General features: G+C 56.1%; 20 protein-coding genes. 11 read left to right on the top strand and 9 right to left on the bottom strand.

Annotated features, from left to right (window positions below):
• Positions 1-95: 95 nt before the first annotated feature.
• Genes dgoD through dgoR form a run of 4 tightly spaced genes read right to left on the bottom strand, consistent with a single transcriptional unit; the run spans position 96 to position 3,430 of the window.
• A complete protein-coding gene (gene dgoD / locus ACGS9J_RS21230) occupies positions 96-1,244 on the bottom strand; it encodes a galactonate dehydratase (RefSeq protein ID WP_442232735.1) in 1,149 nt (382 codons plus the stop codon).
• Entirely contained in the window at positions 1,241-1,858 is a 618-nt protein-coding gene (locus ACGS9J_RS21225) for a 2-dehydro-3-deoxy-6-phosphogalactonate aldolase (protein ID WP_442232734.1), read from the bottom strand. The genes dgoD and ACGS9J_RS21225 overlap by 4 nt, the downstream gene beginning before the upstream one ends.
• Positions 1,842-2,735, bottom strand: coding sequence for a 2-dehydro-3-deoxygalactonokinase (locus tag ACGS9J_RS21220; RefSeq protein WP_442232733.1), 894 nt, complete (start codon positions 2,733-2,735; stop codon positions 1,842-1,844). Before ACGS9J_RS21220 ends, ACGS9J_RS21225 begins: the two co-directional genes overlap by 17 nt.
• Positions 2,732-3,430 carry a D-galactonate utilization transcriptional regulator DgoR gene (gene dgoR / locus ACGS9J_RS21215; RefSeq protein WP_442232732.1) on the bottom strand — a complete coding sequence of 233 codons (699 nt, stop codon included), beginning with the start codon at positions 3,428-3,430 and terminating at the stop codon, positions 2,732-2,734. The genes ACGS9J_RS21220 and dgoR overlap by 4 nt, the downstream gene beginning before the upstream one ends.
• Positions 3,431-3,706: 276 nt before the next feature.
• On the opposite strand from dgoR, the gene ACGS9J_RS21210 reads away from it, so the two are divergent.
• Both ACGS9J_RS21210 and ACGS9J_RS21205 read left to right on the top strand, forming a co-directional pair.
• Positions 3,707-4,675, top strand: a complete 969-nt coding sequence (locus ACGS9J_RS21210; RefSeq protein ID WP_442232731.1) for a threonine/serine dehydratase — start codon at positions 3,707-3,709, stop codon at positions 4,673-4,675.
• A complete protein-coding gene (locus tag ACGS9J_RS21205; protein ID WP_442232730.1) occupies positions 4,662-5,603 on the top strand; it encodes an ornithine cyclodeaminase family protein in 942 nt (313 codons plus the stop codon). Before ACGS9J_RS21210 ends, ACGS9J_RS21205 begins: the two co-directional genes overlap by 14 nt.
• A 46-nt stretch (positions 5,604-5,649) precedes the next feature.
• On the opposite strand, the gene yidA is transcribed toward ACGS9J_RS21205, so the two are convergent.
• The 5 genes from yidA to dnaA form a co-directional block, all read right to left on the bottom strand.
• Positions 5,650-6,465, bottom strand: a complete 816-nt coding sequence (gene yidA, locus ACGS9J_RS21200; RefSeq protein ID WP_442232729.1) for a sugar-phosphatase — start codon at positions 6,463-6,465, stop codon at positions 5,650-5,652.
• Positions 6,466-6,587: 122 nt separating this feature from the next.
• Complete coding sequence (gyrB, locus tag ACGS9J_RS21195) at positions 6,588-9,002, bottom strand: DNA topoisomerase (ATP-hydrolyzing) subunit B (RefSeq protein WP_442232728.1); 2,415 nt, start codon at positions 9,000-9,002, stop codon at positions 6,588-6,590.
• A gap of 18 nt (positions 9,003-9,020) precedes the next feature.
• A complete protein-coding gene (gene recF / locus ACGS9J_RS21190; protein WP_442232727.1) occupies positions 9,021-10,106 on the bottom strand; it encodes a DNA replication/repair protein RecF in 1,086 nt (361 codons plus the stop codon).
• Positions 10,107-10,208: 102 nt separating this feature from the next.
• Positions 10,209-11,309 carry a DNA polymerase III subunit beta gene (dnaN, locus tag ACGS9J_RS21185; protein ID WP_442232726.1) on the bottom strand — a complete coding sequence of 367 codons (1,101 nt, stop codon included), beginning with the start codon at positions 11,307-11,309 and terminating at the stop codon, positions 10,209-10,211.
• Positions 11,310-11,313: 4 nt separating this feature from the next.
• Positions 11,314-12,711 (bottom strand): chromosomal replication initiator protein DnaA, encoded by a 1,398-nt coding sequence (gene dnaA / locus ACGS9J_RS21180; RefSeq protein ID WP_442232725.1) that lies wholly within the window; start codon positions 12,709-12,711, stop codon positions 11,314-11,316.
• A gap of 681 nt (positions 12,712-13,392) precedes the next feature.
• Here dnaA and rpmH point away from each other — a divergent pair.
• From rpmH to ACGS9J_RS21135, 9 genes are all read left to right on the top strand, one after another.
• Positions 13,393-13,533, top strand: coding sequence for a 50S ribosomal protein L34 (gene rpmH / locus ACGS9J_RS21175; RefSeq protein ID WP_003849659.1), 141 nt, complete (start codon positions 13,393-13,395; stop codon positions 13,531-13,533).
• 18 nt (positions 13,534-13,551) lie between these two features.
• Positions 13,552-13,911 (top strand): ribonuclease P protein component, encoded by a 360-nt coding sequence (rnpA, locus tag ACGS9J_RS21170; protein WP_004950547.1) that lies wholly within the window; start codon positions 13,552-13,554, stop codon positions 13,909-13,911.
• On the top strand, positions 13,875-14,132 hold the full coding sequence (gene yidD, locus ACGS9J_RS21165) for a membrane protein insertion efficiency factor YidD (RefSeq protein WP_012004505.1): 258 nt from the start codon (positions 13,875-13,877) through the stop codon (positions 14,130-14,132). Before rnpA ends, yidD begins: the two co-directional genes overlap by 37 nt.
• Positions 14,133-14,134: 2 nt before the next feature.
• On the top strand, positions 14,135-15,772 hold the full coding sequence (yidC, locus tag ACGS9J_RS21160; protein WP_442232724.1) for a membrane protein insertase YidC: 1,638 nt from the start codon (positions 14,135-14,137) through the stop codon (positions 15,770-15,772).
• Between the two features lie 101 nt (positions 15,773-15,873).
• Positions 15,874-17,238, top strand: coding sequence for a tRNA uridine-5-carboxymethylaminomethyl(34) synthesis GTPase MnmE (mnmE, locus tag ACGS9J_RS21155; protein WP_442232723.1), 1,365 nt, complete (start codon positions 15,874-15,876; stop codon positions 17,236-17,238).
• Between the two features lie 98 nt (positions 17,239-17,336).
• Positions 17,337-18,650 (top strand): lysine N(6)-hydroxylase/L-ornithine N(5)-oxygenase family protein, encoded by a 1,314-nt coding sequence (locus ACGS9J_RS21150; protein WP_442232722.1) that lies wholly within the window; start codon positions 17,337-17,339, stop codon positions 18,648-18,650.
• Between the two features lie 96 nt (positions 18,651-18,746).
• A complete protein-coding gene (locus ACGS9J_RS21145) occupies positions 18,747-19,472 on the top strand; it encodes a 4'-phosphopantetheinyl transferase family protein (protein ID WP_442232721.1) in 726 nt (241 codons plus the stop codon).
• A gap of 174 nt (positions 19,473-19,646) precedes the next feature.
• The gene (locus ACGS9J_RS21140; RefSeq protein WP_442232720.1) at positions 19,647-20,213 is read left to right on the top strand and encodes an NADPH-dependent FMN reductase; all 567 of its coding nucleotides are present in this window, start codon (positions 19,647-19,649) and stop codon (positions 20,211-20,213) included.
• Between the two features lie 96 nt (positions 20,214-20,309).
• Positions 20,310-21,362 carry a hypothetical protein gene (locus ACGS9J_RS21135; protein ID WP_442232719.1) on the top strand — a complete coding sequence of 351 codons (1,053 nt, stop codon included), beginning with the start codon at positions 20,310-20,312 and terminating at the stop codon, positions 21,360-21,362.
• The last annotated feature ends 15 nt before the right edge of the window (positions 21,363-21,377 follow it).

Here is a 21,377-nt window from a genome sequence, read left to right as displayed (position 1 = left end):
TTTGCAGGTGTGCGTCCCGCCTGACGGCAACGACAGACGGGACCAGATAGAGGTCTTTTTTAGCGTTAATTTACGGATTGTTATTTAATAAGGCATTACCATTCGGCAACGGCACCGTCCGGGTGACGCCATACCGGATTACGCCAGTCCGGCGCCTGCTTACTGCGCTCGATCACCAGTTCTTCGTTGATCTCTACGCCAAGGCCCGGTTTGGTCAGCGGATAAAAATGACCGTCGGTCATTTTGAAATCGTCTTTATTCACCACATAATCCAGCAACTCGGCGCCCTGGTTATAGTGAATGCCCATGCTTTGCTCCTGGAACACCGCATTGCGCGCCACAAAATCCACATGCAGGCAAGAGGCCAGCGCAATCGGGCCCAGTGGGCAGTGCGGTGCCAACGCCACGTCATAAGACTCCGCCATGGCGGCAATCTTAAAACATTCGGTAATGCCGCCGGCGTGGGACAAATCGGGCTGAATGATCGCCAGGCCGCCGTCCGCCAATACCCGTTTAAAATCGAAGCGCGAATACATGCGTTCACCGGCGGCAATCGGGATATGGGTCTGCGCGGCCAGCCGAGGGTAGTATTCCGCCTGCTCCGCCAGCACCGGCTCCTCAATAAACAGCGGGCGATAGGGCTCCAGTTCTTTGATCAGGATTTTCGCCATCGGCGCGTCCACTCGTCCATGGAAGTCCAGACCAAACTCGATACGGTTACCAAAGGCTTCGCGGATCTGCGCCACCACCGCCACCGCCGCATCTACCTTGCGCGCGCTGTCGATAATGCCCATTTCTTCACAGCCGTTCAGCTTAAAGGTATCGAAGCCAATTTCCGTCAGCTTGTTGATTCCCGCGATCACATCGGAAGGACGGTCGCCGCCCACCCAGCTATACGCCTTGATTTTGTCACGAACCAGACCGCCCAGCAGTTGATAGACCGGCACGCCCAGCGCCTTGCCCTTGATATCCCACAGCGCCTGATCGATACCGGCTATCGCGCTCATCAGGATCGGGCCGCCACGGTAGAAACCGCCGCGATACAGCGTTTGCCAGATATCGTTAATTCGCGCCGGATCCTGACCGACCACATATTCCGACAGCTCATGAACCGCCGCCTCGACGCTGCGCGCGCGCCCTTCAATCACCGGTTCGCCCCAACCGACAATGCCCTCGTCGGTTTCAATTTTCAGGAACATCCAGCGCGGCGGCAAGCGGTAGGTAGTCAGTTTGGTGATTTTCATTGGGTAGCTTCCTTATAGGCTCGAACGAATGCGGCAGCCTGCTGCGCGGTGCGCTCAACCGGCTGGCCGGCGCGGTAGAGATCGCCCCCCAACCCGGCACCCACACAGCCGGCGGTCAGATACAAAGGCAGGTTCTCCGGCGTAATGCCACCGACGGCAAACACCGGCACTTGCGGTGGCAATACCGCCTTCAGCGCCTTGATATAATCCGGGCCAAAGGAGACCGACGGGAAAATTTTCAGCGCCTGAGCGCCGGCTTCCAGTGCATTGAACGCTTCCGAGGCCGTGGCACACCCGGCGCAGACCGTCATGCCCAGCTCAACCGCCCGACGGATCACCGTCGGTTGGGTATTGGGCGTCACCACCAGCTTGCCCCCCAGCCTGCCCAGTTCATCGACCTGGGTGGGTTGCAGCACGGTTCCGGCGCCAATCAGTGCGCGATCGCCGTATTTTTTCACCATCTCGCCAATGCTTTGCTGCCAGTCCGGCGAGTTCATCGGAATTTCGATCGCGTCGAACCCTTCACGCAATAACGCCTGCACGTGTTCATCCACTTCCTGCGGTGTAATACCGCGCAAAATGGCGATCAACGGCAACTCAGTATTCCAACTCATGCACAATGCTCCTTATCCCCGATTGAAAGGCCCGATCGCCATCCAGTCTCTGGTGGCGTATCCCGGCCATATTCAGCGCCTGGGCATAACGCTCGCCCAGCTGCGGATTGCCGATCACCGTGAGCGCCGCTCCCGGCGGCAGTGGATATTCACGCTGCATCTGCGCGACCTCGTTGCCAATCAACAGCCCGGAAAGCCAGTCGCTGACTGCGCTTTTCTCCAGTTTGCCAAGCAGGTGAGCGGCACGGGTTTCAAACAGGCTGCGCACGATGTGATTTTCATGCAGGCCGGTCTCCAACCCACGGGTAAACGCCTGTGGATCGGGCTGTTGTATGCCCAGTCCTGCGCCAACCAGCGAATGGTTAAGCAGCAGATGATGCAGCTCACCGGTCATCACCGTGCGAAAATCGGCCAGGGTGTCGCCCTCCATGCGCACCCATTTGCTGTGGGTGCCGGGCATCACATACACCGCCGCCGGCTGTTCGGCATAAGCGCCGATCAATTGGGTTTCCTCGCCGCGCATTACGTTGCAATTACCTGCACGTTCGACGCACATTCCCGGAATGATCCACGCGGAATAAGGTAAAGCCGGCTCTACCACGGTTAACTGATGCGCCACTTCGCTCAAACGGGTTGGGCACGGCAGATAAGGTGCCTGCAGCCAGCCGGCATTGCTGCCGATCATCCCCGCCATCACCACCGGCAGCGGTTCCGCCCAGCGCGCCATCAGCTCGCTGAAAACCTGCTGCGGTGAGCGTCCGCCAAGGCGGGTGACACCGGCCTGCGATTGCAGGCTGTCGACACAGACACCCTGTTCGTAGCGCCAGGCGCGCAGGTTGGTGGAACCCCAGTCAATCGCGATAAAGCTGTCACTCATGTAATGTCCTTTAACCTTTTGGTCGAGCTGGCAATCATGGCCAGCGCCGCCTGCTCGGCGGCATCCGGGTCCTGATGACGGATAGCGTCATACAACTCCCGGTGCTCACGCAGGGTGCGCGGCATATTGCCCTCGTCCGGCATGTAGGTGCGCTCAAACACCGCGCGCTGCAGCGAACTGATCGCTACGCTGAGCTGCTGCAATACCGGGTTATGTACCGCCGCCAGCACCGCTTCGTGGTAGCGAATATCGGCTTCATTAAAGCGTTCGCGCTCCTGGTGGTGAGTCATCATGTCGTTCAGAGCCGCCTCGATCACCGCCAGTTCACTGGAGGTCGCTCGCTCCGCCGCCCAGCGGGCAATTGAAGGCTCCACCAGGTTTCGCACCTCACTCATTGCAGCGATCAGCCGCGGGTCGTAATCCTGCGCCAGCACCCAGTTCAATACGTCGGTATCCAGGTAGTTCCATTGGTTGCGCAGGGTGACGAAGGCGCCGCGATAGCGTTTGACCTCAACCAGGCGCTTCGCCATCAATGCACGGAGCACTTCGCGGATAATGTTGCGCGAGGTCTGAAACTCTTCGCACAGCTCGGCCTCCGCCGGCAACGGCGAACCCGGCATGTACTTCCCGCCGACGATCTGTCGGCCAATCTCAATAATGATTCGGTCTGTTTTTCCGATCTGCTGCTTATTCATCATTTCTCCGTGGCGTTCGCCATGCTGTGGTGACGGATTTACTTTACCCGTACCTCCTGCCGACGTCCTGCGGTTGCAGCACAATCTTCACAACCCACTCATCAACCTCGCCATGATTGTAGTGCCATTTTATTATTTGGTACTACAATCCAGATCACAAAACAGACAACACACCAACCCTCCTCTTTTTGCCGCCCAATATCGGGGTTTACAATAAAGACTAAAAAGTACAAACTGGATTTTAAAGTCTATAACATCCCTTTTACTGGAGCCGCCATGAGCCACTTATTCGATGCCATTGTTTCCGCCCACCAGCAATTGCGCCCGCAGGTTCGCGTGACCCCGCTGGAGCGCAGCGTGCTGCTCTCACAACAGTTGGGTTGTGAGCTGTACCTGAAATGCGATCACCTGCAGCCGACTGGCTCTTTTAAGTTTCGCGGTGCCAGCAACAAACTGCGGCTACTGAATGACGAGCAACGTCAACGCGGAGTGATCGCCGCCTCCAGCGGTAATCATGGCCAGGCGATGGCGCTGGCGGGAAAGTTGATGGGCGTTGAGGTCAAGGTTTATGCGCCGGAAACGGCAGCGGCGATAAAACTCGACACCATTCGCGCTCTGGGCGCCCAGGTAGAGCTGGTGGCGGGCGATGCGCTGAATGCCGAGCAGGCAGGGGAAAAGGCGGCGCAGGAACAAGGGAAGGTTTACGTCTCTCCCTATAATGACGAGCAGGTCATCGCCGGTCAGGGGACCTGCGGCATGGAGCTGGTCGAACAACAGCCGGATTTGGATGCGGTGTTTGTCGCGGTCGGCGGCGGCGGCTATATTTCGGGCATTGGCAGCGTTTTGCAGCAACTATCGCCGAAAACGCAGCTAATTGCCTGTTGGCCGGAAAACGCCACCAGCATGTACAGCGCATTGGAAGCCGGCCATATCTTCCCGGTGGAAGAGCGAGATACGCTGTCAGACGGCACCGCCGGTGGCGTGGAGCCGGGTGCCATTACCTTCCCTCTGTGTCAGCAGCTGATCGACCGCAAAGTCTTGGTCAGTGAAACTGAAATCAAGCAGGCTATGCGCCAAATTGCCGTCAGCGATCGCTGGATTATCGAAGGGGCTGCCGGGGTGGCCTTAGCCGCCGCCATTAAGCTGGCACCGGAATTTCAGGGGAAAAAAGTGGCCGTCGTGCTGTGCGGAAAAAACATCGTGCTGGAGAAATACCTCAAGGCGATCGTCGATGAAAATCCTTAACAAAAGGCAGATACTTGAAGCTTTCGACGCAAATGCCACCACGTTACTGCTAAAAGAAGGGTTTATTGCCTATTCAAAACGGCAGGTACAGCAACCGCCGGTACAACATTTTCTGTTTGAGCAGGCGGCTGGCGACTGCTGTATTAAATCGGCGTGGCTGGAAGGCGACGATCAGTTTGTCCTCAAGGTTTCCTCCGGTTTTTACCGTAATCCAGCGCAGGGGTTAGCCAGCAATCAAGGGCTGATGATGGCTTTCTCAGCACAAACCGGTGAACCACAGGCGTTGTTGCTGGACGAAGGCTGGCTAACCGCGTTGCGTACCGCACTGGCCGGGCGGATTGTCGCCGAACTGTGCGCACCGGCGCAGATCCCGGCCATAGGTATCGTCGGCTGCGGCATGCAGGCCCTGCTGCAGTTGCAACAGCTAAAACCTCTGACCGCCTGCCGTGAAGTCTGGGTATGGGGCCGCAGCGAGCCGGGGTTGCAAGCCTACCGGCGCAGTGCCGAAGCCGAGGGCTTCCGGGTGCATATTACCCAGGATGCGGCAGAGCTGGCGGCACACTGCCGGTTGATTGTCACCACCACGCCCAGCCGTGAGCCGATTCTACGGGCGGCGGATATTCAGCCCGGCACCCACATCACCGCGGTAGGCGCCGATTCCCATGGCAAGCAGGAACTGGAGAGCGGCCTGGTGGCCAGGGCGGATGTCTTGCTGGCAGACGCGCTGTCTCAGTGCACAGAATACGGCGAGATCGCCACGGCTTATCGGCAGGGATTATTGGTGTCGACGCCCATCGTCGAGTTGGGTGCCGCTCTGGCGCAAGGGAAAAAGGTACGCACGAGTCCGGAGCAAATCACCCTGGCCGATCTGACCGGGTTGGCGATCCAGGATGTGCAGATTGTGAAAGGGATTTTAGCGCGGCTGTAAACGGATTTCAGGGGCGCGGCTGCGCCCCTCCGGATGCCAAACAGCGTCAGGCATTCAGCACAAACTTCTCGATGGCACGTGCCACGCCGTCTTCGGTATTGGTGGCAGTGACAAACTGCGCGATCGCCTTCAGTTCCTCAATGGCGTTGCCCATTGCCACGCCAACGCCGGCATATTCGATCATCGCCGTATCGTTAGCCTGATCGCCCAACGTCATGATATTTTCCTGTGCAATACCGAGATGATCGGCCAGCATTTTCACGCCGGTACCTTTATCCACGTTCTTGTGCAGGATCTCTAGATAATAAGGCGCGCTTTTCAGGAGGGTGTAACGCCCCAGCGTTTCAGCCGGGATACGGGCGATGGCGCGGTCCAACAGCTCAGGCTCGTCGATCATCATAACTTTCGGGAAGCGAATCTCAGGATCCATTTCTTCCACACTGCGATATTTGAGCGGAATACCGGTCATCTCCGACTCGTGCACGGTGTATTTACCGATATCCTTGTTCGGCGTATACAGAGTATCGAAATCGAATGCCTGATAGTGGACGCCGAGTTCGCGCGCCATCTGCTCGAAGTAGAGATAATCCTCAAAACCCAATGTTTCCTGCAGGATGCATTCACCATCTACCGCCTTCAAAACCAGCGCACCGTTGTAGGTAATGCAAAAATCACCGGGCCCCTGAATGTCCAACTGACGCAGATAGTCCTGCACGCCGACGTAAGGCCGCCCGGTGGCCAGCACCACGTGCACCCCTTTGCGGCGTGCCTCGGTGATCGCCTGCTTTACCGCCGGCGTAATCTGGTGCTGCGGGTTGAGCAGCGTGCCGTCCATATCAATCGCAATCAATTCAATAGCCATTCGAGCCTCTCCCAGTGGTTTTTTCCCATGCTAACGCGTTTCAGCCTGCCATGTCAGCGACAAAAAAGGCGTAAAAAAATCCGCGCGGGTTGCCCGGCGCGGATTTTCACACCATCAATGCATTAGATATCGATGTTTGCCGCTTTCAGGGCATTCTCTTCGATAAAGGCACGACGAGGTTCAACCGCATCACCCATCAGGGTGGTGAACAGTTGGTCAGCGGCAATGGCATCCTTCACGGTCACGCGCAACATGCGGCGGCTTTCCGGATCCATGGTGGTTTCCCACAGCTGCTCCGGGTTCATTTCACCCAGACCTTTATAACGCTGCACCGCCAGACCGCGGCGTGACTCTTTCACCAGCCACTCCAGCGCCTGCTCGAAGCTTTCAATCGGTTGACGACGCTCGCCACGTTCGATGAAGGCATCTTCTTCGATCAGGCCGCGCAGTTTCTCACCCAGCACGCAGATTTTGCGGTACTCGCCACCGTGAATAAAGTCGAAGTCCAGCGCGTAGTCGGTATCCACACCGTGGGTACGAATGCGCAGTACCGGCTCAAACATCTGGCGTTCACGGTTCTCAAAGATCACCGAGTCATAGCTGCTGCCGTGCTGTTCTTTGTCGTTCAGCAGTTTCACCAGAGAATCAATCCAGGTCTGAACCTTGGCCTGATCGCTCAGATCGCCTTCCTGCAGGGTCGGCTGGTAAATCAGGTTGTTCAGCAGCGCACGCGGGTAGCGGCGCTCCATACGACCGATCAACTTCTGCACGCTGTAATGCTCGGCAACCAGTTTTTCCAATTGCTCGCCAGCCAGTGCCGGAGCGCTGGCGTTGGTGTGCAGGGTTGCACCGTCCATCGCGATGGCGATTTGGTATTGATCCATCGCCTCGTCATCTTTGATGTACTGTTCCTGCTTGCCTTTTTTCACCTTGTACAGCGGCGGCTGGGCAATGAACACGTGGCCGCGTTCAATGATTTCCGGCATCTGACGGTAGAAGAAGGTCAACAGCAGCGTACGGATGTGCGAGCCATCGACGTCGGCATCGGTCATGATGATGATGCTGTGGTAGCGCAACTTGTCCGGGTTGTACTCGTCACGGCCAATGCCGCAACCCAACGCGGTGATCAGCGTCGCCACTTCCTGCGAAGACAGCATCTTGTCGAAGCGCGCCTTCTCAACGTTGAGGATTTTCCCTTTCAACGGCAGGATCGCCTGGTTCTTACGGTTACGCCCCTGCTTGGCAGAGCCGCCCGCTGAGTCCCCTTCCACCAGGTACAGTTCAGACAGTGCCGGGTCGCGTTCCTGGCAGTCCGCCAGTTTGCCCGGCAGGCCGGCCAGATCCAACGCGCCTTTACGACGGGTCATTTCACGCGCTTTACGCGCCGCTTCACGAGCACGTGCCGCATCGATGATTTTACCGACGACGATTTTCGCATCGCCCGGATTTTCCATCAGATAATCGACCAGCTTCTCGTTCATCAGCGTTTCAACCGCGGTTTTCACTTCGGAAGAAACCAGCTTGTCTTTGGTCTGAGAAGAGAACTTCGGATCCGGTACCTTCACCGAAACCACGGCAATCAGACCTTCACGCGCATCGTCGCCGGTGGCGCTGATTTTGGCCTTTTTGCTGTAGCCTTCTTTATCCATGTAGCTGTTCAGGGTACGGGTCATCGCGGTACGGAAACCGACCAGATGGGTACCGCCGTCGCGCTGCGGGATGTTGTTGGTGAAGCAATAGATGTTTTCCTGGAAACCGTCGTTCCACTGCAGCGCCACTTCCACACCGATGTCGTCTTTCACGGTCGAGAAGTAGAACACGTTCGGGTGGATCGGGGTTTTGTTCTTGTTCAGGTATTCAACAAACGCCTTGATACCGCCTTCGTAGTGGAAGTGGTCTTCTCTGTCACTGCGTTTGTCTTTCAGGCGGATAGACACACCGGAGTTCAGGAAAGAGAGTTCGCGCAGGCGCTTGGCCAGAATGTCGTACTCAAATTCGGTATTGTTGGTAAAGGTTTCATAGCTCGGCCAGAAACGTACCGTGGTGCCGGTTTGATCGGTTTCACCGACCACTTTCAGCGGCGCCTGTGGCTCGCCCATGGCGTAGGTTTGCTCGTGCACCTTGCCTTCACGACGGATCACCAGTTCCAGCTTCTCAGACAGGGCGTTAACAACGGAGACGCCCACGCCGTGCAGACCGCCGGAGACCTTGTAGGAGTTGTCATCAAATTTGCCGCCGGCATGCAGCACGGTCATGATCACCTGTGCTGCGGAAACCCCTTCCTCTTCGTGAATACCGGTAGGGATACCACGGCCGTCATCCTGTACCGAAACGGAGTTGTCGGCATGGATGGTCACCTGAATGTCACTACAGTGGCCAGCGAGTGCTTCGTCGATAGCGTTGTCCACAACCTCGAATACCATGTGGTGCAGACCGGTGCCATCATCGGTGTCGCCGATATACATGCCCGGGCGCTTACGCACCGCGTCCAGCCCTTTTAATACCTTGATACTTGAGGAGTCATAAGAATTCGACATCAACGTTTCTCGCTCATTTTAGTCCTGTGGTTGAACCTCTATTTTACCTTGTTCCACGCGGAACATCTTGCCCTTTTCACCGGCCATATCGGTCACTTGTTCAGCGCTCACGGCACTGACAAAGACCTGGGCCTGGGTGGCTTTCAGGCGATCGGCCAGCAACCGGCGACGGCCGGTGTCCAGCTCGGAGGCAAAATCATCAATCAGATACAGGCAACGCCGCCCGCTCTGCCGGGTGAGAAACTCACCCTGCGCTAAGCGCAATGCGCACATCAGCAACTTAAGCTGACCGCGCGATAACAAATCCTCTACCGGCGTGCCGTCGGCACGGATGCGGAAGTCCGCCTTATGCGGCCCCACCGCGGTATAGGTTAACGCCCTGTCGCGCTCAAACTGGCGCTCCAGCAGCTCTCCGTAGTCGCTCTCTTTGTCCCAGCCGCGCTGGAAAGAGAAACTCAGGGCAAATTCGGGCAAAAACTGCGCGCACGTCGCGGTAATATCCGCGGCAATCGCGTCGCTGTAAGCTGCCCGCCACTCGCTGATACGCTCGGCCAACGGGATCAATTCCTGATCCCAGGCGCGGATTTGCGCATAACGACTGACCTGGCGCAGCGCGGCATTGCGCTGCTTCAGTAACCGTTTCAGGTTGCTCCAGGCGGTGAAAAAACCCGGTTCGTTATGAAAACAGCCCCAGTCCAGGAAGGCGCGCCGGAATTTCGGCCCACCGTTTAGCAGGGTAAAACCTTCAGGGGTGATCAGCTGCATCGGCAATAGCTGCGCCAGTTCAGCCACTTTGTGGCCGTCGCTGCCATCGATGCGTACCTTGCTGTCCCCCTGACGGCTCTTGCTTAATCCTACGGATATTTCACGCTCTGCACCGTCAATACGGCCGTGCAAAACAAACTCTGGCTGGTCGTGGCGGATCACCCGACCGGCCTGCAGGCTTCGAAACGCACGCCCATGCCCGAGGGTATACACCGCTTCAAGCACGCTGGTTTTTCCGCTGCCGTTGGCGCCAACCAGGAAGTTGAATCCTGGCGCCAGCGCCAAATCCGCCGCTTCTATATTGCGGAAGTCTTTAATCAGTAAACGCGTCAGAGCCATGCAATCTCTTTACCGATGACGGTAAGTTGTTCAACCGTATATACCCTATGGATTTCAAGTTGCAGCCAACAACGCTGCAGCTTGAAAGACGACGGGTATGAACTACAACCGCATTGGCATGACGACGTAGGCGGCGGACTTACTGGCGCCGTCTTCGATCTGCACGCTGGAAACCGAGTCGGTCAGCAGCAGGCGCACATCTTCACACTTGAGCGCGTTCAATACGTCCAGCACATAGCTGACGTTGAAACCAATTTCCATCTCGGTGCCGTCGTAACTGACGTCGAGGATCTCTTCCGCTTCTTCCTGTTCAGGGTTATTGGCGGTGATCTTGAGCTGGTTCTGGCTAACGTACAGGCGCACGCCACGGAATTTTTCGTTCGACAAAATGGCCGCACGGGCAAATGCCTGCTTGAGCAGATCGCAACCGGCTTCCAGCGTTTTGTCCGGATTCTTCGGCAATACGCGGCGATAATCAGGGAAACGACCATCAACCAGCTTGGAAGTGAAGATAAAGTCACCGACGTGAGCACGAATGTTGTTGCTGCCAATCTGCAACTGCAGCAGCGTTTCGCCGCCGTCCAGCAGACGAACCAACTCCATCACGCCTTTACGCGGTACGATCACCGAATGCGACGGCAATTGCTGACCGATAGGCATCGAGCACACCGCCAGGCGGTGGCCATCGGTCGCCACGGTACGCAGTTCTTCCCCTTCGGTTTCGAACAGCATGCCGTTTAAGTAGTAACGCACATCCTGATGAGCCATCGAGAACTGCGTGGCTTCGATCAGGCGCTTCAGCGTCGCCTGCGGCAGAGAAAATTCAACTTCGCTCTGCCAGTCGTCCAGGTTCGGGAAGTCCGCCGCCGGCAGCGTAGAAAGGGAGAAACGGCTGCGGCCGGAACGCACCAGCATGCGCTCGCTTTCAAGCGTTACGGTGATCTCGGCCCCTTCAGGCAGACCACGGCAGATATCAAAGAATTTACGCGCGGGGACGGTAGTCGCGCCCGCTTCATGGGGCTGGGACAGGGCAACGCGCGCCACCATCTCCATCTCCAGATCGGTACCGGTCAGCAGCAGGGAGCCTTCCGTCACCTGCAACAGCAGGTTACCCAGAATTGGCAACGTTGGGCGGCCGCCCAGCGGGCTGCTCACCTGTTGCAGCGGTTTTAGCAGATGCTCACGTTCAACGATAAATTTCATAGCGCTAGGAAGATAATGTTCTGATTAAATTGGAGAAATCTTCTTTGATGTCGTGACTTTCCTCACGCAACTGCTCAATTTTCCGGCAGGCGTGCAACACCGTGGTATGGTCGCGGCCACCAAACGCATCGCCGATTTCTGGCAGGCTGTGGTTGGTGAGTTCTTTTGCCAATGCCATCGCCATCTGGCGCGGGCGGGCAACGGAACGCGAACGCCGCTTGGACAACAAATCCGCGACTTTAATTTTATAGTATTCCGCCACCGTCTTTTGAATATTATCGATGGTGACCAGCTTTTCCTGCAATGCCAGCAGATCGCGCAGCGCTTCACGCACGAAATCAATGGTGATGGCACGGCCGGTAAAGTTTGCGTTGGCAATCACGCGGTTCAACGCCCCTTCGAGCTCACGCACGTTGGAACGCAGGCGCTTGGCGATAAAGAACGCCACTTCGCCCGGCAGACGAATATCGTTCTCGTCGGCCTTTTTCATCAGGATCGCCACGCGGGTTTCCAGCTCAGGCGGTTCGATCGCCACCGTCAGCCCCCAACCGAAGCGGGATTTCAGACGATCTTCCACGCCGTTAATCTCTTTGGGGTAGCGGTCTGAGGTCAGGATAATCTGCTGATTGCCTTCCAACAGGGCGTTAAAGGTATGGAAGAACTCTTCCTGTGAACGCTCTTTATTGGCAAAAAATTGGATGTCATCGATCAGCAGCGCATCGACCGAACGGTAATAACGCTTAAATTCTTCAATGGCATTGTTCTGCAAGGCTTTGACCATGTCCTGCACAAAGCGTTCAGAGTGCATATAGACCACTTTGGCGTTCGCCTTGCGCGCCATGATGCCGTTGCCTACCGCATGCAACAGGTGAGTTTTACCCAGGCCGGTACCGCCGTACAGGAACAACGGGTTATAGGCACCGCCCGGGTTATCCGCCACCTGGCGGGCCGCCGCACGCGCCAATTGGTTGGATTTACCCTCAACGAAGTTATCAAAGGTGTGCTTGGGATTGACGTTGGAGCGGTAAGAAAGTTCAGGCTGCGGCGCCGCGTTGTCCCAGCTTGGGCGGGAAGGCGCCACGGCACGCACCACCGGCGCACTGGGGGCCGTTGCACTGCGGCTTTCGGTGACGGTCTGGCTGATGATTTGGGAAATCGGTTTGCTGCCCACTTCAAAACGCAGCAATGGGGCATCCGTACCGCAGAAATCGTTCAGCAGGCCATTGATATTGTTTAAGTACTTATCGCGGACCCAATCCAGCACAAAACGATTGGGCGCATAAAGCGCCAGGGTGTTGTCACTCAGTTCCGCCTGCAATGGGCGTATCCACATACTAAATTCTGTGGCAGGTAACTCATCCTGCAATCGGGCAAGACACTGCTGCCAAAGCGAAAGTGACACGGCGGACTCCACTCGAACAAGATCAATAAAAGAAAAGAATCAGGCTAATTTTTTATAACTCATGATTTTTGACACATACCCGGCATCGGCTGTTTGCCTGTGGGGGATGCGAACCGCCTTTCACGGTTTATGTCCCTCACGATCCCCGCTTGAGAGATCGCGATCGGAATGACGGATCATAGCGCAATCCGCGCAAGAGATCCTCCCCTTCATCACAGATTAGATCCATTTTATCCACAGGCCCCGGCCTGCGGCGATCTTTTCGCCAGCCGCGCCAAATTGCAGGCAAAATCCCGCCTGAGGAACGGCATTTTTTACATTGTCAACCGGTTATACCCTGTTATCCACGCCGGATCCTTGCCTTAAGCCACGAGGATCGCATCGGGATCCTTGCGATTTACCCCCGAGTCCGTATAATCTTCGCCCTACGTGTGTACCTGGTTCCTTAATGGTGTGTCATTAACCAGACAGGATTCTGCGGTGACCACGGGCCAAGACCGGATTTTACTCCGTATTGGCAGACAACCAGGTAGGCTAGCGCGATGTGAATTGACTCAGGACTGTACAATTATTACAATCCCGCCTCTTTATATATTGCGATTGAGGCGTCGGTGGTCTTCACGCCGAATAGCCAAACGCGTTTACTGATCAGTAATTATTTAAGTTTAGGTAGAAATCGCCATGAAACGCACTTTCCAACCGTCCGTATTGAAGCGCAACCGTAGCCACGGTTTCCGTGCTCGTATGGCCACCAAAAATGGTCGTCAAGTTCTGGCCCGCCGTCGTGCGAAAGGCCGTTCTCGTCTGACTGTTTCTAAGTAATAAAAGCTAACCCGCTGAGTGGTTAAGCTAGCTTTTCCCAGGGAGTTACGTTTGTTAACTCCCACTCATTTCACTTTCGTCTTCCAGCAGCCACAACGGGCTGGCACGCCGCAAATCACCATCCTCGGCCGCCTGAACCAGCTGGGGCATCCCCGCATCGGTCTTACCGTCGCCAAAAAACACGTCAAACGCGCGCATGAACGCAACCGGATCAAACGCCTAACCCGCGAAAGCTTCCGTTTACGTCAGCACGAGTTACCGGCGATGGATTTTGTCGTGGTGGCCAAAAAAGGGATAGCGGATTTGGATAACCGCGCGCTGACGGAAGCTTTGGAAAAATTATGGCGTCGCCACTGTCGCCAGGCTCCCGCATCCTGATCGGGCTGGTGCGGGCTTACCAGCTCGTCATCAGTCCGCTGCTTGGGCCTCGTTGTCGCTTCCAGCCGACATGCTCTCATTACGCAATTGAGGCATTAAGCAGGTTTGGCATGATAAAAGGCAGTTGGTTAGCATTGAAACGCGTATTAAAATGCCACCCCTTGAACCCAGGTGGCGATGATCCCGTGCCGCCGAAACCCGACGATAACAGAGAACACTAACGATGGATTCGCAACGCAATCTTCTCCTCATCGCTCTGCTGTTCGTGTCTTTCATGATCTGGCAAGCCTGGCAAACGGACAACGCTCCGCAACCAGTCGCCCAGACCACGCAACAGACTTCGAACACTGCTACCGGTGATGCCGCAAGCTCAGCAGTTCCAGCCAGTGGTCAGGGTAAACTGATTACCGTTAATACTGACGTGCTGTCGCTGACCATCAACACCCGTGGTGGTGATATCGAGCAGGCTAAACTGTTGGCTTACCCGGACACTCTGGGTTCATCGACGCCATTCCAACTGCTGGAAACCACACCGTCATTTGTTTATCAGGCGCAAAGCGGCCTGACCGGCAGAAACGGTCCGGATAACCCGGCAAACGGCGAACGTCCTCTGTTCCAGGCGGCGCAGGACAGCTACACCCTGCCGGAAGGCCAGGAAGAGCTGCGCATTCCGCTGACCTTTACCGGTAAAGACGGTGCGGTCTACACCAAGACTTTCGTGCTCAAGCGTAACCATTACGCGGTTGGCGTTGACTACAACGTTGACAACAAAGGCACCACTCCGCTGGAACTGACTCTGTTCGGCCAACTGAAGCAGACGACTGAACTGCCTAAGCACCGTGACACCGGCAGCAACAACTTCGCCCTGCACACCTTCCGTGGCGCGGCGTACTCTTCCAGCGATGACAAATATCAGAAGTATGCGTTCGATAAGGACGAGAACCTGAGTGTCACCACGCAGGGCGGTTGGGTTGCGATGCTGCAACAGTACTTCGCCACCGCATGGGTACCGGCAACTCAGGGCAGCAATACCTTCTATACTGCCAAGCCTGGCGATAACCTGTCGACCATTGGCTTCAAGGCTACTCCGGTAGTGGTGCAGCCTGGTGCGCAGCAGCAGCTGAATGCCACCCTGTGGGTGGGTCCGGAACTGCAGGACCAGATGGCCCAATTGGCACCTCACCTGGACCTGACCGTGGATTACGGTTGGTTGTGGTTCATTTCCCAGCCGCTGTTCAAATTGCTGAAGTTTATCCACGGCTTTATCGGTAACTGGGGCTTCTCAATTATCATCATCACCTTCATCGTGCGTGGCATCATGTACCCGCTGACCAAAGCGCAGTACACCTCGATGGCGAAAATGCGCATGCTGCAGCCAAAACTGCAGGCGATGCGTGAACGTATCGGTGATGACAAACAGCGCATGAGCCAAGAGATGATGGCGCTGTACAAGTCTGAGAAAGTGAACCCGTTGGGGGGTTGTTTGCCGCTGGTTATCCAGATGCCAATCTTCCTGGCGCTGTACTACATGTTGATGGGCTCGGTTGAGCTGCGCCATGCGCCGTTCGCCCTGTGGATCCACGACCTGTCGGCGCAAGACCCGTACTACATCTTGCCAATCCTGATGGGCGTGACGATGTTCTTCATCCAGAAGATGTCGCCGACCACCGTGACTGACCCGATGCAGCAGAAAATCATGACCTTCATGCCGGTGATCTTCACAGTGTTCTTCCTGTGGTTCCCGTCCGGTCTGGTGCTGTACTACATCGTCAGTAACCTGGTGACCATCCTCCAGCAGCAGCTGATTTACCGCGGCCTGGAAAAACGTGGTCTGCACAGCCGCGACAAGAAAAAGACCTAAGCGTATTGTAGGGGTTCGGCGCGCTGAACCCTTGCAGCAAAAGATAAGAGGCGGTCATTAAGACCGCCTTTTTGCATATTGAATCGTCAGAGAGAATCACTATGAGCACCACCGATACCATCGTAGCCCAAGCCACCCCGCCGGGACGCGGCGGCGTCGGCATTCTGCGTATTTCCGGCCGTGGCGCCAAAGACGTCGCCCAGGCCCTGCTCGGCAAACTACCGAAGCCGCGTTACGCCGATTACCTGCCATTCCGTGATGCCGAAGGCGCCACCCTGGATCAGGGGATCGCGCTGTGGTTTCCCGGCCCTAACTCGTTTACCGGCGAAGACGTGCTGGAACTGCAAGGTCACGGCGGGCCGGTGATCCTCGATTTGTTGCTCAAACGCGTGCTGGCGCTGCCTGGCGTGCGTATCGCACGGCCCGGTGAATTTTCCGAACGCGCATTCCTCAATGACAAACTGGATTTGGCACAGGCCGAGGCGATTGCCGACCTGATCGATGCCAGCTCAGAGCAGGCGGCGCGTTCGGCCATGAACTCGCTGCAGGGGGCATTCTCCACCCGCATCAACCACCTTGTGGAAGCACTTACTCACCTGCGGATCTACGTGGAAGCGGCGATCGACTTCCCGGATGAGGAAATCGACTTCCTGTCTGACGGTAAAATCGAAGCACAGCTCAACGGTGTCATGGCCGATCTGGACAACGTACGCGCAGAAGCGCGCCAGGGCAGCCTGCTGCGTGAAGGGATGAAAGTGGTGATCGCCGGGCGGCCTAACGCCGGTAAATCCAGCCTGCTGAACGAATTGGCCGGCCGCGAAGCGGCTATCGTCACCGATATCGCCGGCACCACTCGCGACGTGCTGCGCGAGCATATTCACATCGACGGCATGCCTTTGCACATCATCGATACCGCCGGTCTGCGCGAAGCCAGCGACGAAGTGGAGCGTATCGGCATCGAACGTGCGTGGAACGAGATCGAACAGGCAGACCGCGTGCTGTTTATGGTTGATGGCACGACGACGGCGGCGACCGAACCGGCAGAGATTTGGCCGGAATTTATGGCACGCCTGCCGCACTGCCTGCCGATCACCGTGGTACGTAACAAAGCCGACATTACCGGTGAAACCTTGGGTATGACAGAAGTAAATGGTCACTCACTTATTCGTCTGTCAGCCCGTACCGGTGAAGGTATCGACCTGTTGCGAGACCACCTGAAGCAGAGTATGGGCTTCACCAGCAATATGGAGGGCGGTTTCCTGGCGCGCCGTCGCCACCTGCAGGCGCTGGAGCAAGCGGCTCAGCACCTGGTCGAGGGCAAAGAACAGTTAGTGAGCGCTTACGCGGGGGAGTTGCTGGCCGAAGAATTGCGACTGGCACAGCAAGCGCTGAGTGAAATCACCGGTGAATTCACCTCAGATGACCTGTTGGGGCGCATTTTCTCCAGCTTCTGCATCGGTAAATAACCCATAGTGGGCGTCAGAACAACGCCCGCTATCTCCCCCTCCTTGCCAAAATTCACCTAAGCTTATCTCATCGATTTCCGTCCAAGAGATAAGAAAAAATGCATGAACCACTGGATTTACTCGGCGTCGGCCTGGGCCCGTTCAATCTCAGCCTGGCTGCTCTGGCCTCTGAAAGTGGTGCCCTTAATTATGCTTTTCTCGATCGCAACGCCAGCTTCCGTTGGCACCCCGGCATGCTGCTGCCATCCGCTTATATGCAGACTTATGTACTGCAGGACCTGGTCACAGCGGTGACGCCTCGCAGTCAATTCTCTTTTATCAATTACCTGGTCGAGCAAAAAAAGATTTATCGTTTTTTGATTACCGAGCAACAGATTATCAGCCGCGAAGAGTTCTCAGACTACCTGAGCTGGGCCTGTGATAGATTAGAAGGGTTACAGTTTTCACAGTCGGTCGAAAGTATTGATTTTGACGATGACAAACAGCTGTTCGAAGTGCGCACTATCAACCAAACCCTGTGGGCGAAGAACATCTGCCTGGGGACTGGCCATGATCCCTGGTTGCCGGCGGAATTTTATCCCGCGCTGGGTGAAAACTGCCTGCATGCCGCCGAAATCGCCATTCGTAATCCGGACCTGACAGATAAGAGGGTGACGGTGGTCGGTGGTGGCCAAAGCGGTGCCGACATTTTTCTGAACGCGCTGCGTGGTCACTGGGGTGAACCGGCACAGCTCGACTGGATCTCCCGGCGGCCGAATTTCCAGCCGCTGGATGAGTCCGCCTTCACCAATGAATACTTCACCCCAGAATACGTCGATTATTTTTATACTCTGCCGCAGGATATCCGCGAACGCGAAATCAGAACGCAAAAACTGCCAGCCGACGGGATCAGCAACCATACGCTGCGCACGCTGTACCGCGAACTGTATATGCGTTTCGATGTGATGCACCAGCCACGCAACGTGCGTCTTTTGCCGCATCGCACTCTGCTGGCGATCGAGCCGACGAGTAAAGGATTCCAATTGCGTACCCGACACGGCCTGGAAAATCGCCAGGAAGGATTCAATGCCGACGTCGTTATTCTCGCGACAGGTTATCGTCCTTCACTCCCCGCCTGCCTCAAACCTCTGTTGCCGCGCATTCCCTTCGACGATAAACAGCATTTACCGCTGCAACCGGATTTTAATCTTGAGTGGCAGGGGCCAGAACAGAATCGCATTTATGCGGTGAATGCCGGTATACATAGCCACGGCAGCGCCGAGGGCGGGCTCAGCCTGATGGCCTGGCGATCTGCCCGTATCCTCAATCATCTGCTCGGTAAATCCCATTTTGATCTGACGCCAAACGCCTCGATGATCCAATGGTGGAGTGATGCCGCTCCAGATAATGATATTACTCAAACAGATAAATAGGATAAAACGCATACTGTTTTTTAATGATAAATCCTCGACTTATGCTTAATCTAATCTCCCTGCGTTTTCAGAGCCCCTTCTGTCATGGAGTGAAGAATGGCGTGTCATTTTGCCCGATGGATCCCCAACGCCACCGCACTGGATACCCGGAGACTCACCGCCGAGGTGGTTGCTGCAACCGCGGCTTTTTCCGTTAAACGCCGCCAACGCTTCCTGCAGGGCCGCATCCTGCTCGCTGAGATGATGTTTTATCTCTATGGTTTGCCGACATTGCCTCCTATCGCCACCACGCCCACCGGCCGTCCCTGTTTTGTCGACAACCACCTGCCCGATTTCAGCCTGGCCTACGCCAGCGATACGGTGGGGGTGTTGCTAAGCGAGGAAGGCAAAGTGGGGCTGGATATCGAAGTCATGCGCGCCCGGGGCGGGCAGCAGAAAAGATTGCAAGACCAACATCAAACGCCGGCAGAAAGTGCCTGGATCAGCGCGCAATACGATCGGCTGGAGGCGGAAACCCAACTCTGGAGTATCCGCCAAAGCGTGCTGAAAATTTCCGGCCTGGGCAACAGCGGGCAATCAACGCTGCTGCTGCACCCTTTTTCCGGCCATCTGCGCTCCCGTATCACTCCCCAGGTTCAGGTGATGAGTGATGCTGACGAATATCTGAGCTGGGCCTGCGCGCGCGAACCCAGCCTGGACCGCTTGATATGCTGGCATTACGACGCGAATAAAGGGCTACAGAAGCACGGCGAAATCTCCCAGCGTACCCCGGCCATTTCCACCCGCTTTGTCAAATTGACCAGTCTGGCGCTTAACCGCTGACATCGGTGGTTTGTGGCGAAATCCTAAGATAAAACTTTCTTTAACGGATAAATTCCTGCATAAAACTGTAAAGTCAGCTAAATATTCAGCAATCGTCTATTCTCGCCTCCCGCTTTGCCCTACTATCTCGCTATGTTCTAAGCTGAATCTGTTCATTCGAAAGGGAGAATCACCATGTCAGACCAAGCATTAAAAATCGTCACCCTGCTCGGCAGCTTGCGTAAAGGTTCGTACAACGCCATGGTGGCCAATGCCCTGCCAGGCCTCGCGCCGCAAGGCGTCACCGTAGAAGCGCTTCCTTCAATCCGTGATATCCCGCTGTATGATGCCGATGTGCAACAGGAAGAAGGTTTCCCCGCCGCGGTGGAAGCGCTGGCAGAGCAAATCCGTCAGGCAGACGGCGTCATCATCGTCACCCCGGAATATAACTACTCGGTGCCGGGCGGGTTAAAAAACGCCATCGACTGGCTGTCCCGCCTGCCGAACCAACCGTTAGCCGGAAAACCCGTAGCCATTCAGACCAGCTCTATGGGGCCTATTGGCGGCGCGCGTTGCCAGTATCATCTGCGCCAGATCCTGGTGTTTCTCGATGCCATGGTGATGAACAAGCCGGAATTTATGGGCGGCGTGATCCAGAATAAAGTGGATGCGCAGGCGGGCGAATTGATCGACCAGGGCACATTGGATTTCCTGACAGGTCAACTGTCGGCATTCAGCGATTACATTCGTCGCCTGAAGTAAATCCTTTTTATAGACGCCTTCAGCAACAACTCGACTGAAGGCGTCATTTCAATGAGACATGCTTCGCCAACCCATTAAAAATAAAGTCATTAAATTATGTATTTTTTCATTTTAGCCATATTATTGGCTTTCATCACCAGACCATTATTCGCCGCAGAAATGCGTTATCCCGCCGGAGAAGAGCCGATCGAGCTGCCGGTACATAGCCCACTGAATGCCCAATACCCACGCGCCGCTCAGAGTCAGGAAGACAAAAAGATCGAGGCCATGTCGCTGTATCTGACGCTGATGCGTGAGGACGGACGGAACATATGGGCGCCCTACCAACTGGCGGCCTCTTCGGCGGAAAAGGGCCAAACCGAACTGGCGGAGCGCTATCTGCAACTGAGCGCCGATCGCGGATTGTGGTATTACTACAACCTGTTGGAGGATGACGCCTTCAACAGTATCCAGCACAGCAGCACCTATCAATCGATCCTGGCGGTCACCAAGGCCCGTTATCTGCAACATGCTCATTGGTTCGAAGGCAAGGCCAGCTACGCCATCCCGGACGGCACGCCGCCCCCAGGAGGCTGGCCAACGGTAGTCTTCCTGCATACCTATGGCAAAAGCGCCGGCATCACTCCCGAAGAGCGTTTGCTGTTCAGTGAGATGGGCGTGGCCTATGTTGAGATCAACGGTACCCAGATGCTGTCGGAAAACAGTTTCCGTTGGTCTAACTACAGTGACGAAAGTACCCAAAGCGCGATTCAGAGGGCTTTGCAGCCGGTGACGGCGGAGTTAAAACTCAATCCGCAACAGATCTACCTCACCGCTCGCGGCCAGGGAGCGCTGCACGCCGCCAATCTGCTGGCCAAATACCCACAGCTTTATGCCGGCGCACTGCTGATTGCCCCCAATGGCGAGATCAAACAGGCACAGCAATCGCTGGCGACCCATAAACGGCTGGTGGTGGCGTACTACGATCGGCAAAACTTCAGCGATCAGGCGTTGGCGATGCACTTCGCCAATCTGTTCAGCGAGAATAACCAGGTAGAGACGTTGCACTTTTCCCAGGGAGAGGACCCTAATGGCGGCTGGCAGGCGCGTTTCAAACGGCCTTTACAGTGGATGTTGCAGCAGGCTCCCGATGCAACCCCGGGAGCCTGAGATAACAGGGTCGAC

The sequence above is a fragment of the Serratia quinivorans genome (assembly GCF_052113645.1).
Taxonomy (GTDB): Bacteria; Pseudomonadota; Gammaproteobacteria; order Enterobacterales; family Enterobacteriaceae; genus Serratia; species Serratia quinivorans_B.
Note: the sequence above shows the minus strand (reverse complement) of the source record. Positions and strands in the feature narration are given on the sequence as shown.